Below are 12,678 nucleotides of genomic sequence, written 5' to 3'. Positions count from 1 at the left end.
CCTCCTTGTATCTCCGGAAACTGCCGGATCAGTCTTTCGTCAGATTGGACACGAACTGCTGGATCAGTTCCTCGAGCACCAGCGCGGACTGGGTATCACGAATCGCCTCACCCTCGGCGATCATCTCCGGTGACCCCCCGACCGACAGCCCGATGTACTGCTCGCCAAGCAGGCCCGAGGTAAGGATCGCCGCGGTGCTGTCATCCGGCAGCTTGCCGGCCAGGGAGCTGTCCAGCGACATCACCACCACGGCATCGTAGAACTCGGTATCCAGCTCGATGCTCTCTACCCGTCCCACGGTCACCCCGGCCATCGTCACTCGTGCCCGCGGCTTGAGCCCACCGATATTCGCGAAGTTGGCCCGGAGCTCGTAGGTGTCGTCGGCACGTTGCAGGTCCAGGCCGCTGACCTTGAGCCCCAAGAATACCAGCCCCAGGATACCGGCCAGCATGAACAGGCCCACACCAAACTCCATCGTCTTGCTGCGCTTCATGGACAGTCTCCGCAGAATCAGGAAAGCCCGCCGAACATCACGGCGGTAAGAACGAAATCCAAGCCCAGCACGGCCAGGGAGGAATACACCACGGTACGGGTGGTGGCCCGCGAAATACCTTCCGAGGTCGGCACCAGATCATACCCCTGGAACACGGCAATCCAGGTGACCACTATGGCGAACACGATGCTCTTGACCACGCCGTTGCCGATATCAGTAAAGAAGCCGACGCTGGCCTGCATGTTGCCCCAGTACGAGCCTTCGAACACCCCGAGCCACTCGACCCCGACCAGGTAGCCGCCGTACACGCCGACCACGCTGAAGCCGATGGTCAGCAGCGGCAGCGAGACGAACCCCGCCCACAGGCGTGGCGCCACGATACGACGCAGCGGATCGACACCGATCATCTCCATGCTGGTCAGCTGCTCGGTGGCCTTCATCAGGCCAATCTCGGCGGTCAATGCCGAGCCCGCGCGCCCGGCGAACAACAGCGCCGCCACCACCGGCGCCAGTTCACGCAACAGGGCCAACGACACCATCTGGCCGAGCGCGTCCTCGGCACCGAACCCGACCAGGATGGTGTAACCCTGAAGCGCCAGCACCATGCCGATGAACAGCCCCGACACCAGCACGATGGCCAACGACAGCACACCGACCGCATAGACCTGGGCCACCCACAGGCTGAACCCTTCTGCCGAGGGGCGCCCCAGCATGGACTGGCCGAGAAAGATGCTGGCCCGGCCGACGGCCTCCAGCAGGTCGCAGCCGCGCCGTCCCATATGGGTGATTCGTTCGATCATGGACGGCTCCCCTGGCCCAGAATGTCATCGTGGAAATCGTTGGCCGGGTAGTGAAACGGCACAGGGCCGTCCGGCTCACCATGCACGAACTGACTGACTCGGGCGTCCTGTTCCACGTCCAGCGATGCCGGCGTGCCGTGGGCCATGACCCGCCCGTCGGCGACCACGTAGACGTAGTCGGCGATGGACAGGGTCTCCTTGATATCGTGGGAGACCACCACCGCCGTCAAGCCCAGCGCCTGATTCAGCCGCCGAATCAACTGGACCAGCACACCCATGGAGATCGGATCCTGGCCGACGAAGGGCTCGTCGTAGAGAATCAATTCAGGATCCAGCGCCACCGCCCGCGCCAGCGCCACACGCCGTGTCATGCCGCCGGACAGCTCTGCTGGCATCAAGTCTCTGGCCCCACGCAGCCCCACCGCCTCGAGCTTCATCAGCACCACGTCACGCACCATGCTTTCCGGCAGATCGGTGTGCACCCGCAGCGGAAATGCCACGTTCTCGTAGACACTGAGATCGGAAAACAGCGCGCCACTCTGGAACAGCATGCCCATGCGCCGACGCATCTGGAACAGATCCTTGCGCGACAGGCGATGGACGTCCTGACCATCGATCAGGACGCGTCCGCCACTGGGGTTGAGCTGCCCCCCGATCAGTTTCAGCAGGGTAGTCTTCCCGGTGCCACTTGGCCCCATGATGGCCGTGATCTTGCCGCGGGGTATGGAGAGATCCACGCCGCGAAAGATATCCCTGTCGCCGCGCGTGAAATGCAGATTCTCCACCTCCACCAAGGAGGAAGCCGTCATCGCAGTCCCTATAGAGTCAGTATCACCGTGAACCGGCGGTTCAGACCGGACGCCCGCCCCGAATCCTCGGATTCGACGCCTGGCCAGACCTGAGCCCGAACCTTGAGAATAGAGCGCCTTGAGCCGCGCTCGGTTTTCGAACATCGTATCTTAACTCAAATGCAGCATGCCAGTGCCCCGGTTGCGCGCTTGCGCGCAGGTTTATCTAAGGGTTCAATGGGCGCCCTTTCTGCAACCAAGTCGTTCTCCATGCTGTTACCGTCTGTCGTCGTCGCCCTGGGCCTGGTGGGCCTGCTCTGGAGCGCGGATCGCTTTGTCGGCGCCGCCGCCGCCACCGCCTACCGCGCCGGCATGAGCATCATGCTGGTCGGCATGACCATCGTCTCCATCGGCACCTCTGCCCCGGAAATCGTGGTCTCGGTGATGGCCTCGCTGGATGGCGCCCCCGACCTGGCCACCGGCAATGCGCTGGGCTCCAATATCGCCAACATCGCGCTGGTACTGGGCGTGACTGCACTGGTGGTGCCGATCCCGGTGCGCTTCACCATCGTGCGCCGCGAGCTGCCACTGCTGTTGGGCGCCACCGGCCTCGCCGGCTACGCCCTGGCCGATGGCAGCCTCGAACGCCTCGACGCGGCCCTGCTGATCGCGCTGCTGGTATTCAGTCTGTGGTGGCTGTTTCGCGCCGACGAGGCCGAACAGGAGATGGCCGACGACATTCCCGGCATGGCACTGGGCAAGGCCATCGGCTGGCTGGTGCTGACCCTGGCGGTGATGATCGCCAGCTCCCGCGCCCTGGTCTGGGGCGCCACTGAGCTGGCACGCACCTTTGGCGTAAGCGAGCTGGTGATCGGTCTGACCGTCGTCGCCATCGGCACCAGCCTGCCGGAACTCGCCGCCTGCGTGGCCAGCGCGCTGAAGCGCCACCACGATCTGGCCATCGGCAACGTCATCGGCTCCAACCTGTTCAACATGCTGGCGGTACTGCCGGTACCGGCGCTGCTGGCGCCGGGAGCCACCGATCCCGCAGCCGCCGGCCGCGACTTTCCGGTAATGCTTGGCCTGACGCTGCTGCTGGCGGCGCTGCTGCTGTGGCAACGCCGCGGTCGCCTGGGGCGCTGGATCGGCGCGCTGCTGGCCTGCACCTATGCGCTTTATCTGACCTGGCTCGGCCTTTCGGTCGCGGCAGGCCCCTTGTGACAACGGCAGTAAACGGCAACAATCATGGCCATGAGCAAACACCCCTCCTCGGCGCAGACGCCGACCCTGAGCGTCCGCGATATCGCACGACGCACCCTGGAGCTGGAACGTGACGCCATCGACGCCCTGATCGGGCGTCTCGACGGCGACTTCGACCGTGCCTGCCAACTGCTGCTGGCCTGCCGCGGCCGGGTGGTCGTCACCGGCATGGGCAAGTCGGGACATGTCGGCGGCAAGATCGCCGCCACCCTGGCAAGCACCGGCACGCCGGCCTTTTTTGTCCATCCCGGTGAAGCCAGTCATGGTGACCTGGGCATGATCACGCCCGGCGACGTCGTCCTGGCACTGTCCAACTCCGGCGAAACCGCCGAGGTCACTGCCCTGTTGCCGCTGCTCAAGCGCATGGGCATTCCACTGATCAGCATGACCGGCCGAGCGCACTCGACCCTGGCCCGCCACGCTGAGGCCCATCTATACGCAGGGGTCGAGCGCGAGGCCTGCCCGCTGGACCTGGCCCCGACCTCTTCGACCACCGCAGCGCTGGCGCTGGGCGACGCCCTGGCGGTGGCTCTGCTCGAGACCCGCGGCTTCACCGCCGAGGATTTCGCCCTGTCCCATCCGGGCGGCAGCCTGGGCAAGCGACTGCTGTTGACCGTGGCCGATCTGATGCACACCGGCGACCGCCTGCCCTCAGTACCGTCGGGCTCGCCGCTGCGCGACGCCCTGCTCGAGATCACCCGCCAGGGCCTTGGCTTTACCTGCGTGGTGTCCCCCGACGGCACCCTGGCCGGGGTCTATACCGACGGCGACCTGCGCCGCACCCTGGATCGTCATCAAGACTTCAGCTCGCTTACCGTGGATGACGTGATGACCACCCCCGGGCGACGCATCGGCCCCGCCACCCTGGCGGCGGAGGCGGTCAAGCTGATGGAGGAAGGCCGGATCACCGCCCTGGCGGTGGTCGATGACGAGCAGCGCCCAGTCGGTGCACTGCATATGCACGACCTGCTGGCCGCCGGTGTCATCTGAGCCTCATTTATCCCTTTACAAGGAACGCCGTCATGTCTCACGAGCTTCTCGCCTCCCTCGCGCCGGATCTGGTGGAGCGCCTGCGCCACATCAAGCTGCTGGCGCTGGACGTGGACGGCGTACTGACCGATGGTCGACTGTACTTCCACGCCGACGGCTCCGAGTTGAAGGCGTTCAACACCCTGGATGGCCACGGCCTCAAGCTGGCCAAGCGCGCCGGTATCCAGGTGGCCCTGATCACCGGGCGCAGCTCCCCCATGGTCACCCAGAGAGCCAGAGCACTCGGCATTGAGCACGTACAGCAAGGGGTCGAGCGCAAGCTGCCCGCCCTTGAATCGCTGTGCGATTCGCTTGGCCTGGCCCTCGACCAGGTCGCCTACTGCGGCGATGACCTGCCCGACCTTCCCTGCATCCATCGCAGTGCGGTCGGCATCACCGTGCCAGGCGCCCCCTGCTACCTTCGTCAGCACGCCGACTGGGTCACCCAGGTTGCCGGCGGACATGGCGCGGTGCGCGAGATCACCGACACCCTGCTGATGGCCCAGGGCCGCCTCGACGATATCATCGACAGCTACCTGAGCAACGGACCGCTGACATGAAACTGAGCGCACTGCGTCCAGGCTTTCGCTTCTGGCTGGTCATCCTGCTGCTGGTACTCGGTGGCGGCCTGACGTTGCTCGACCCCCGCGAGAGCAACGTCCCCGACCTGGTACCCAATGACAAGGCCGGCGAGCCCGACTACTACCTGGTGGATGCCCGCCTGACCCGCTTCGATGCCCAGGGCACCCCCCATCAGCGCATCGATACGCCACGCCTTGTGCACACACCGCTCGACGACGTCACCCGGGTGGACCAGCCGGACCTTGCGCTGATCGACGACAGCGGCCGAGAGTGGATCGCCGACGCCGACAACGGTGAACTGGGTCCGGACGGCAACCCCCTGACCCTGTCGGGCGACGCCCATCTCGAGGCCCCCGCAGAGCGTTGGCAGCTTGATACAGAGGTATTGGTCTACGACAGCGACAGTGGCCATGTCTGGAGCGAAACGCCAGCCGTCCTACGCCAACCCCCTCAACAGATGCAAGGGGAGCGCTTCGACGCCTGGATCCATGACAATACCGCTCGCCTGACCGACAATGTCACCGGTCATCATCCGCCAGAGCCTCAATAAGGAGCCCCTTCCATGATGCGTCCAAGTCCCGCCCTCCTGCTTGCCCTGGCCCTTGGCCTGGCCGCCGGCGCCACCGGCAGCAGTGTCCTGGCGCTGGAAAGTGATCGCAGCGCACCGATTCAGGTGGAGGCCGACCAGCTGGATCTCGATGATCGCGCCGGTACCGCGGTCTATACCGGCGACGTGCGCATTGTGCAAGGCAGCATGATCCTCACCGGCGAACGCGTCGAGATCCAGCGCAACGACCAGGGACAACTGTCACTGGCGACCGCGACCGGCTCCCGCGCCTACCTCGAGCAGAAGCCATCCCCGGAAGAACCGGTGGTCAAGGGCTGGGGCCGCAAGGTGATCTACCACGTGGCCGAACGCCGCATGGAGCTGATCGACCAGGCTGAGCTGCACAAGGCCAATGACACCTTCGACGGTGCCTATCTGGAGTACTTCCTCGATCGCCGCGTGGTCCAGGCCCGCTCCAGCGCCCAGGGCGTCCAGGGCGAGCAGCGCATTCGCATGACCCTCGAGCCGGAAAGCCAAGGAAACTGATGAAGACTCTCCACGCTCGCCATCTGGCCAAGAGCTACAAGAAGCGTCGCGTCGTCCAGGACATCAGCCTGTCGATCGAGCAGGGCAGCATCGTCGGTCTGCTGGGCCCCAACGGGGCCGGCAAGACCACCTCCTTCTACATGATCGTCGGCCTGGTCAGAGCCGACGCCGGCAGCATCAGCATCGATGATCGGGACCTGAGCCGCGCGGCCATGCACCAGCGCGCGCTGGCCGGTATCGGCTACCTGCCTCAGGAGGCTTCGATCTTTCGCAAGCTGTCGGTGGCCGACAACATCATGGCGATCCTCGAGACCCGCAAGGACCTCGACCGCGAGGGCCGAGAAGCACGTCTCGAGCAACTCCTCGAGGATTTCCACGTCAGCCATATTCGTGACAACCCCGGCATGAGCCTGTCCGGCGGGGAGCGGCGCCGGGTCGAGATCGCTCGCGCCCTGGCCACCGAGCCGGCCTTTATCCTGCTCGATGAACCCTTCGCCGGGGTCGACCCGATCTCGGTGGGCGAGATCAAGTCCATCATTCGTCAACTCAAGGCCCGCGATATCGGCGTCCTGATCACCGATCACAACGTGCGCGAGACCCTCGATATCTGCGATCGTGCCTACATCGTCGGCGACGGCCAGATCATCGCCGAGGGCAGCGCCGAGTCCATCCTCGCCAACCAGCGCGTCAAGGAGGTCTACCTGGGCGAGAACTTCCGCCTCTAGACCGCAGGGCCGCCCGACAGCCGCAGTCGCAGTCGCATCAAGCGGCCGCAACACTTGCCAGCATCAGCATTCAACCGCCGGCCCCGAAAGGGTCGGCCTCACCTTGCACACAGGGCCTCCCTCGAAAGAAGCACCTCCCCCCTACCAAGTTGTTCCACATCGACCTTTACACTCCCTCCCACAGGTCAAAAAACACCAACTTGGCAAGATGCTTGCATGTCTGATGACTCGTCGTTAGGGTAAAGCCTTTCGACAACACTGGTGGATCCCGACCCATGGCCCTCAAGGCGTCACTGCAGCTGCGCATCGGTACCCAGCTGACCATGACCCCGCAACTGCAACAGGCGATCGGCCTGCTGCAGCTTTCGACCCTGGACCTGCGCCAGGAGGTCCAGCAGGCGCTGGAGGCCAACCCCATGCTCGAACTCGAGGACGAGTTCGGCGAACAGCAGACCAGGGAAGCCGTGGAAGATGACTGGGCGGATCAGATTCCCTCGGAACTCAGTGTGGACAGCGACTGGTCCGACACCTACCAGGACCTGGGCACCACCCCCGCCGGCAGTGGCGAGGCGCCGGATTTCGAGCGCCAGGCAAGCTCCCAGTCACTGCACAGCCACCTGAGCTGGCAACTGGCGATGCTCGACGTCAGCGACCAGGAGCGCCTGATCGCCGAGAGCCTGCTCGACGCGGTCAACGCCGACGGCTATCTCGAGCAGACACTGGATGACATTGCCCAGGGGCTCGAGCAAGACGGTCGTCGCCCCCCTCCCCTCGCAGAGGTGGAGGCGGTGCTGGTTCGGCTGCAACAGTTCGAACCGACCGGAGTGTTCGCCCGCGACCTGCGCGAGTGTCTGATGCTGCAACTGGATAGCCTGCCTCGCGATACCGTCCTGCTGCCCCAGGCCGGACGACTGGTAAGACAGTTTCTCGAGGCGCTGGCCAGCGGCGACCGACGTCTGCTGAAGCGCCGACTAGGACTCGATGACGACCAACTCGACAGCGTCATCGAGCTGATCCGGAGCCTCGACCCACGTCCCGGCAGCCAGTTCGGTGACAGCGATAACGACTACGTCATACCCGACCTGGTGGTACGCCACACCGAAGAGGGCTGGCGCGTTGAACTCAACCCGGATGCAATGCCCCGACTGCGCATCCAGCCCGACTACGCTGCGCTGATTCGGCGCGCGGACAAGAGCCAGGACAACCAGTTCCTCAAGGACCACCTGCAGGAGGCGCGCTGGCTGATCAAGAGTCTGTCCAGCCGCAACGACACCTTGCTGAAGGTCGGCCGGGAAATCATGGTGCGTCAGATCGACTTCCTCGAGCAGGGAGAAGCGGCCATGAAACCGTTGGTGCTGGCCGATATCGCAGACAAGGTGGAGATGCACGAGTCCACCATCTCCCGCGTGACCACCCAGAAGTTCGTGCACACGCCTCGCGGCGTGTTCGAGTTGAAGTATTTTTTCTCGAGCCAGGTCGGCCAGGATGGCGACGCCCATTCCAGTACCGCCATCCGCGCCATGATCAAATCGTTGATTCAAAAGGAACCTGCCCGCAAACCTCTGTCGGACAGCAAACTGGTGGAATTGCTGGCGGAAGACGGCGTCAATGTCGCCAGACGCACCGTGGCAAAGTACCGGGAAGCCATGAATATTCCGTCTTCCAGCGAGCGCAAGCGACTGCGCTGAGGCCTTGCGCTGCGGCGTCGCTAGCCTAGTTATCGGGAAAGCGCAAGCACTTGAAATTTCGCATGACATCTGCGTCTTTCTGCGTAGCGTCGAGGGGGTTTGCAGGATCGGAAAAAGGGTTACAATCAAGCCACCACCCGAAAGAGCAAGGAGCCTGTCATGCAAGTCAACATCACCGGCCACCACGTCGAATTGACCGATCCCCTGCGTGACTACGTACAAGAGAAGCTCACCCGTGTGGAGCGCCACTACGACAACATCACCAACGTCCAGGTGACCCTCTCGGTGGAAAAGGAACGCCAGCTGGCCGCCTGCACCCTTCACGCCGCCGGTGCCGACCTGCATGCCGAAGCGCAGGACGGCGACATGTATGCTGCTATCGACGCCCTTGCCGACAAGCTGGACCGCCAGCTGGTCAAGCACAAGGAAAAATCCCAAGCCCGCGCCCAAGGCGCCGGAATTCGCTGACTCTCATGACATTGGAAGCCATTCTCCCTCCCGAGCGCACATTGTTCGATGTCCCGGGAGGCAGCAAGAAGAGGGTGCTGGAGTTTTTCAGCACCTTCATTGCGCAGAACACCCCGAGCCTGGACAGCCAGGAGGTCTTCAGTCGGCTGATCGGACGTGAGCGCCTGGGCAGTACCGGCATCGGCAATGGCGTCGCCATTCCCCATGCCCGCAACCCCCACTGCAAGGCGCCCATCTCCGGCTTCCTCAAACTCGCGGAACCTGTCGACTTCGATGCCATCGATGGTGAGCCCGTCGATCTGGTGTTCGTGCTGCTGGTGCCGGAAGAGGCCGACGACGCCCATCTTGCCCTGCTCGGCCAGGTCGCTGGCGTCATGAACGACGCCGACACACGTCACCGTCTGCGCCACGCCAGCTCCCAGCGCGAGCTTCACGAGCGCCTGCAGGAAGCCATCCGCCAACAGGCGCCAGGGGACGACACTCCCTCCTGATCGCGGCCTTGCCTAGGCCATCAGCAATGGACGCCTGCCCAAGGAGACAGGACATGCAGCTCGTGATCATCAGTGGTCGCTCCGGCTCGGGAAAGTCCGTGGCCCTTCAGGCCCTGGAGGACCTGGGGTTCTACGCCATCGACAACCTTCCCGCGACCTTGCTGGGCGCCTTGGTGGACGAGCTGGAAAACGGTCATTCCCGCCGTATCGCCGTCAGCGTCGACGCCCGCAACCTGCCTGAGGCGCTGGAACGCTTCCCCGCCCAGCTGGCGTCCCTCAAGCAGAGTCCGATCGACTGCCAGGTGGTCTACCTGACCAGTGATGCGCGAATTCTGCTCGAGCGTTATTCCCACACGCGGCGCCGTCACCCGCTGACCCGTGATAGCGACATGACCCTGGCGGAAGCCATCGAGTCCGAACAGAAGGCCCTTTCGGGCATTCGAGACCTGGCCGATCTGGTCATCGACAGCTCTCGCCTGTCGGTACACGAACTGCGTTCGCGCATCGCCGAACAGGTCGCCGACCACCGCAGCGGCCAGTTGAGCCTGACCGTGGAGTCCTTCGGCTTCAAGCGTGGCGTGCCGCCGGATGCAGACATCGTGTTCGATGCCCGCTGTCTGCCCAACCCCTACTGGGAACCATCGCTGCGTGATGCCAATGGCTGCGATCCCAGCGTCATCGACTTCCTCGAACGCTATCAGGACGTCGCCGACATGAAACGCGACATTCTCGCCTGGGTGCGCACCTGGCTACCGCGCTATCAGCAAAGCCAGCGCAGCTACCTCACCGTGGCGGTGGGCTGCACCGGAGGACAGCATCGTTCGGTCTACCTGGCCGAGGGAATCGCCTCGGCCCTGGCCGACCAGCATCCCCGCGTCCGTCTACGCCACCGCGAACTCGGCCAGCAACGCCGACTGGACAGCGGAGGACTCTAGGCGTGGCCCGACGCACCCTGACCCTGACCAATCGTCGCGGCCTGCATGCACGCGCCGCGACTCGCCTGGTCACCTGCTGCCAACCCTTTGACGCCACCGTCACCGTCCACCATGGCAGCCGCTCGGGTGACGCCGCCAACATCATGTCGCTGCTGATGCTGGCCGCCCCCTGCGGTACGGAGCTGACCCTGGAGGCCGAAGGCAAGGACGCGGACGCGGTGCTGGACGCTCTGGAGGCACTGTTCGACGCACGCTTCGACGAAGACGCCTGACGTCTTACCTCTCCTTGTTTTGACCGCCACCCCCTGCCTGCCAAGGACGCCATGCAACTAATCCAGACCGGCAAGTACACCGAGGTCCACTACGACGCGGACCAGGACGCCTTCATCAAGACCTTCACGCCCAAGACCAGCGATCGCTGGCGCTACCGCCTGGGCATCCGGCGCTACCCCGGCCACAATTTTCGCTATGTCGCCGGCCGACTGGAGCGACTGGGTATCGCCACACCGAAAATCCTGTCGGCAGAGCGCTATCGTCTGGTCACCGCCAACGTGCACGGCATCGCGCTTAAAAAGCTGGTCCTCGACTCTCCGGAACTGCAGAACCGCTACCTGGACATTCTCGAAGCCTTGTACCGTGACCGTATCCACTGTCGTGGCCTGCACACAGAGAACTTCCTGGTCGTCGACGGAGAGGTGATCGCCATCGATCTGGATGCCTACAAGGCGCCGCGGGTCTTCACCTATCCGCGCCGAGAGTTCATCGACTGCCTGAGTCGCTCGCTGAAAAACGACGAGGCGTTTCTGTTCGAGCGCTTTCTCGAACGTGTCGACGCCCAGCATCCCTGAGCCCAGCATCCCTGAGCCCAGCATCCCAGAGCCCAGCATCCCTTAGAAAGCACCGCTCCGCCTTGTACCCTCGCCTGCCCCGCTCTACCCCGGTTTTCCGGGTACGAGCGCTGGCATTGGCGACGGCAGCAGCAGCGGTGGTAAACTTTTAGCTCGTCACTCAGTTTACCACCAAGCGTCCCTCAGGAGCCGACATGACCTCTCCGGTGTGGCATCCCTACGCCCATCTCAAGACCCAGGCCCCTGCCCCCCGGGTAGTCGGCGGCCAGGGCACCCGCTTTACCCTGGACAGCGGCGAATCATTGCTCGACGCGACCTGCTCCTGGTGGTGCATGATCCACGGCTACGGACATCCACGGCTGGTCAAGGCGATTCAGGAGCAGGCTGCCACGCTGTGTCACGTGATGCTTGGAGGACTGACCCACGATCCCGCCGACCAGCTCGCGCGGGAACTGGTTCGCGTCACGCCAGAGGGCCTCAACCACGTGTTCTTCTCAGACAGCGGCTCGGTGGGCATGGAGGTGGCGATGAAGATGGCGGTGCAGTACCACCATCTGCGCGGCCGCCCCAACAAGCACCGCATGCTGTCGTTGATGAAGGCCTACCACGGTGATACCGCCGGCTGCATGGCGGTGTGTGACCCCGAAGAGGGCATGCATTCGCTGTTTTCCGGCTTTCTTCCGAAACACCATTTCGCCCCGGCGCCGACGGCCCCCTATGCGGCCACGCCGGAGCAGGTCGCCGCCGACCTCGACGCCCTGCGAGCGGTGCTGGAAGCCCACCACCACGAGATCGCCGCGCTGCTGATGGAACCCCTGCTGCAGGCCGCCGGAGGTCTCAACATGACCTCACCGGACTATCTGAAGGGTGCTCGCGCCTTGTGCGACGAGTTCGACGTGCTGTTAGTGTTCGACGAAGTGGCCACCGGCTTTGGACGCACCGGGCGCATGTTCGCCGCCGACCATGCCGGTGTCAGTCCGGACATCATGGTGCTGTCCAAGGGGCTGACCGGTGGCTACCTTGGCCACGCGGCGACCCTGGCCAACGACCGTGTCCATGACACCTTTATCGGCGACAGCGAGCTTCACGCCTTTATGCACGGCCCGACCTTCATGGGCAATCCGCTGGCTTGTCGCGTGGCACTGGAAAGCCTCAGGGTCTTCGAGGAGGACGACTATCTGGGCCGTATCGCTCGGCTCAACGCCATCCTTGTGCAGGAGCTCGCCGGCGACAGTGACCTGCGCGCCCACCCTGCGGTGGCCGACATCCGTGTGCTCGGCGCCACCGGCGTGATCGAGGTGCACGACAGTAAAGCGCTGAAAGGTGCCGCCGCCATCGCCCGTGAACAGGGCGTGTGGCTGAGGTCCTTCGGCAGATGGCTTTACACCATGCCGGCCTATATCACCTCGGATGACGAAATGCGCCAGATCATCAAGGCCATGAAGGCTCCTTTCACAGCAAACGCATAACTTTCACAG

General features: G+C 64.2%; 16 protein-coding genes. 13 read left to right on the top strand and 3 right to left on the bottom strand.

The window, feature by feature from the left end:
* Positions 1 to 28 precede the first annotated feature (28 nt).
* From mlaD to NFG58_RS07495, 3 genes are read right to left on the bottom strand one after another with little or no spacing between them, the layout of a single operon-like run.
* Positions 29 to 493, bottom strand: coding sequence for an outer membrane lipid asymmetry maintenance protein MlaD (gene mlaD, locus NFG58_RS07505; RefSeq protein WP_045993260.1), 465 nt, complete (start codon positions 491 to 493; stop codon positions 29 to 31).
* Positions 494 to 510: 17 nt separating this feature from the next.
* Positions 511 to 1,293 carry a lipid asymmetry maintenance ABC transporter permease subunit MlaE gene (gene mlaE, locus NFG58_RS07500; protein WP_045993259.1) on the bottom strand — a complete coding sequence of 261 codons (783 nt, stop codon included), beginning with the start codon at positions 1,291 to 1,293 and terminating at the stop codon, positions 511 to 513.
* Complete coding sequence (locus NFG58_RS07495; RefSeq protein WP_045993258.1) at positions 1,290 to 2,102, bottom strand: ATP-binding cassette domain-containing protein; 813 nt, start codon at positions 2,100 to 2,102, stop codon at positions 1,290 to 1,292. Before NFG58_RS07495 ends, mlaE begins: the two co-directional genes overlap by 4 nt.
* A 249-nt stretch (positions 2,103 to 2,351) precedes the next feature.
* Here NFG58_RS07495 and NFG58_RS07490 point away from each other — a divergent pair, with 249 nt between their 5' ends.
* The 13 genes from NFG58_RS07490 (at position 2,352) to bioA (ending at position 12,669) form a co-directional block, all read left to right on the top strand.
* The gene (locus tag NFG58_RS07490) at positions 2,352 to 3,302 is read left to right on the top strand and encodes a calcium/sodium antiporter (RefSeq protein ID WP_222516954.1); all 951 of its coding nucleotides are present in this window, start codon (positions 2,352 to 2,354) and stop codon (positions 3,300 to 3,302) included.
* Positions 3,303 to 3,332: 30 nt separating this feature from the next.
* A complete protein-coding gene (locus NFG58_RS07485) occupies positions 3,333 to 4,331 on the top strand; it encodes a KpsF/GutQ family sugar-phosphate isomerase (RefSeq protein WP_348827889.1) in 999 nt (332 codons plus the stop codon).
* A 32-nt stretch (positions 4,332 to 4,363) separates the two neighbouring features.
* A complete protein-coding gene (locus NFG58_RS07480; RefSeq protein ID WP_348827888.1) occupies positions 4,364 to 4,930 on the top strand; it encodes an HAD hydrolase family protein in 567 nt (188 codons plus the stop codon).
* Positions 4,927 to 5,502, top strand: a complete 576-nt coding sequence (gene lptC / locus NFG58_RS07475; protein WP_108132651.1) for an LPS export ABC transporter periplasmic protein LptC — start codon at positions 4,927 to 4,929, stop codon at positions 5,500 to 5,502. The genes NFG58_RS07480 and lptC overlap by 4 nt, the downstream gene beginning before the upstream one ends.
* 12 nt (positions 5,503 to 5,514) lie before the next feature.
* The gene (gene lptA, locus NFG58_RS07470) at positions 5,515 to 6,045 is read left to right on the top strand and encodes a lipopolysaccharide transport periplasmic protein LptA (protein WP_083970449.1); all 531 of its coding nucleotides are present in this window, start codon (positions 5,515 to 5,517) and stop codon (positions 6,043 to 6,045) included.
* Positions 6,045 to 6,770 (top strand): LPS export ABC transporter ATP-binding protein, encoded by a 726-nt coding sequence (lptB, locus tag NFG58_RS07465; RefSeq protein ID WP_045993254.1) that lies wholly within the window; start codon positions 6,045 to 6,047, stop codon positions 6,768 to 6,770. The genes lptA and lptB overlap by 1 nt, the downstream gene beginning before the upstream one ends.
* Before the next feature lie 275 nt (positions 6,771 to 7,045).
* Complete coding sequence (locus tag NFG58_RS07460; RefSeq protein WP_213228699.1) at positions 7,046 to 8,458, top strand: RNA polymerase factor sigma-54; 1,413 nt, start codon at positions 7,046 to 7,048, stop codon at positions 8,456 to 8,458.
* A 159-nt stretch (positions 8,459 to 8,617) separates the two neighbouring features.
* Positions 8,618 to 8,926, top strand: coding sequence for a ribosome-associated translation inhibitor RaiA (gene raiA / locus NFG58_RS07455; RefSeq protein WP_108447660.1), 309 nt, complete (start codon positions 8,618 to 8,620; stop codon positions 8,924 to 8,926).
* 5 nt (positions 8,927 to 8,931) lie between these two features.
* Positions 8,932 to 9,417 carry a PTS IIA-like nitrogen regulatory protein PtsN gene (gene ptsN, locus NFG58_RS07450; RefSeq protein WP_045993251.1) on the top strand — a complete coding sequence of 162 codons (486 nt, stop codon included), beginning with the start codon at positions 8,932 to 8,934 and terminating at the stop codon, positions 9,415 to 9,417.
* 53 nt (positions 9,418 to 9,470) lie between these two features.
* Entirely contained in the window at positions 9,471 to 10,352 is an 882-nt protein-coding gene (rapZ, locus tag NFG58_RS07445; protein ID WP_045993250.1) for an RNase adapter RapZ, read from the top strand.
* A 2-nt stretch (positions 10,353 to 10,354) separates the two neighbouring features.
* Entirely contained in the window at positions 10,355 to 10,624 is a 270-nt protein-coding gene (locus NFG58_RS07440; RefSeq protein ID WP_045993249.1) for an HPr family phosphocarrier protein, read from the top strand.
* Between the two features lie 51 nt (positions 10,625 to 10,675).
* Complete coding sequence (locus NFG58_RS07435) at positions 10,676 to 11,200, top strand: hypothetical protein (RefSeq protein WP_348827887.1); 525 nt, start codon at positions 10,676 to 10,678, stop codon at positions 11,198 to 11,200.
* Between the two features lie 194 nt (positions 11,201 to 11,394).
* A complete protein-coding gene (bioA, locus tag NFG58_RS07430; RefSeq protein WP_348827886.1) occupies positions 11,395 to 12,669 on the top strand; it encodes an adenosylmethionine--8-amino-7-oxononanoate transaminase in 1,275 nt (424 codons plus the stop codon).
* Positions 12,670 to 12,678 lie beyond the last annotated feature (9 nt).

Source organism: Halomonas sp. RT37 (assembly GCF_040070525.1).
GTDB classification, from domain to species: Bacteria; Pseudomonadota; Gammaproteobacteria; order Pseudomonadales; family Halomonadaceae; genus Halomonas; species Halomonas litopenaei.
This window is presented reverse-complemented; position numbering and strand designations above follow the sequence as displayed.

What these genes read in the sequence shown, in the direction of transcription:
- mlaD (WP_045993260.1), bottom strand. Translation starts at nt 493, where the DNA reads ATGAAGCGCAGCAAGACGATGGAGTTTGGTGTGGGCCTGTTCATGCTG.
- mlaE (WP_045993259.1), bottom strand. Translation starts at nt 1,293, where the DNA reads ATGATCGAACGAATCACCCATATGGGACGGCGCGGCTGCGACCTGCTG.
- NFG58_RS07495 (WP_045993258.1), bottom strand. Translation starts at nt 2,102, where the DNA reads ATGACGGCTTCCTCCTTGGTGGAGGTGGAGAATCTGCATTTCACGCGC.
- NFG58_RS07490 (WP_222516954.1), top strand. Translation starts at nt 2,352, where the DNA reads ATGCTGTTACCGTCTGTCGTCGTCGCCCTGGGCCTGGTGGGCCTGCTC.
- NFG58_RS07485 (WP_348827889.1), top strand. Translation starts at nt 3,333, where the DNA reads ATGAGCAAACACCCCTCCTCGGCGCAGACGCCGACCCTGAGCGTCCGC.
- NFG58_RS07480 (WP_348827888.1), top strand. Translation starts at nt 4,364, where the DNA reads ATGTCTCACGAGCTTCTCGCCTCCCTCGCGCCGGATCTGGTGGAGCGC.
- lptC (WP_108132651.1), top strand. Translation starts at nt 4,927, where the DNA reads ATGAAACTGAGCGCACTGCGTCCAGGCTTTCGCTTCTGGCTGGTCATC.
- lptA (WP_083970449.1), top strand. Translation starts at nt 5,515, where the DNA reads ATGATGCGTCCAAGTCCCGCCCTCCTGCTTGCCCTGGCCCTTGGCCTG.
- lptB (WP_045993254.1), top strand. Translation starts at nt 6,045, where the DNA reads ATGAAGACTCTCCACGCTCGCCATCTGGCCAAGAGCTACAAGAAGCGT.
- NFG58_RS07460 (WP_213228699.1), top strand. Translation starts at nt 7,046, where the DNA reads ATGGCCCTCAAGGCGTCACTGCAGCTGCGCATCGGTACCCAGCTGACC.
- raiA (WP_108447660.1), top strand. Translation starts at nt 8,618, where the DNA reads ATGCAAGTCAACATCACCGGCCACCACGTCGAATTGACCGATCCCCTG.
- ptsN (WP_045993251.1), top strand. Translation starts at nt 8,932, where the DNA reads ATGACATTGGAAGCCATTCTCCCTCCCGAGCGCACATTGTTCGATGTC.
- rapZ (WP_045993250.1), top strand. Translation starts at nt 9,471, where the DNA reads ATGCAGCTCGTGATCATCAGTGGTCGCTCCGGCTCGGGAAAGTCCGTG.
- NFG58_RS07435 (WP_348827887.1), top strand. Translation starts at nt 10,676, where the DNA reads ATGCAACTAATCCAGACCGGCAAGTACACCGAGGTCCACTACGACGCG.
- bioA (WP_348827886.1), top strand. Translation starts at nt 11,395, where the DNA reads ATGACCTCTCCGGTGTGGCATCCCTACGCCCATCTCAAGACCCAGGCC.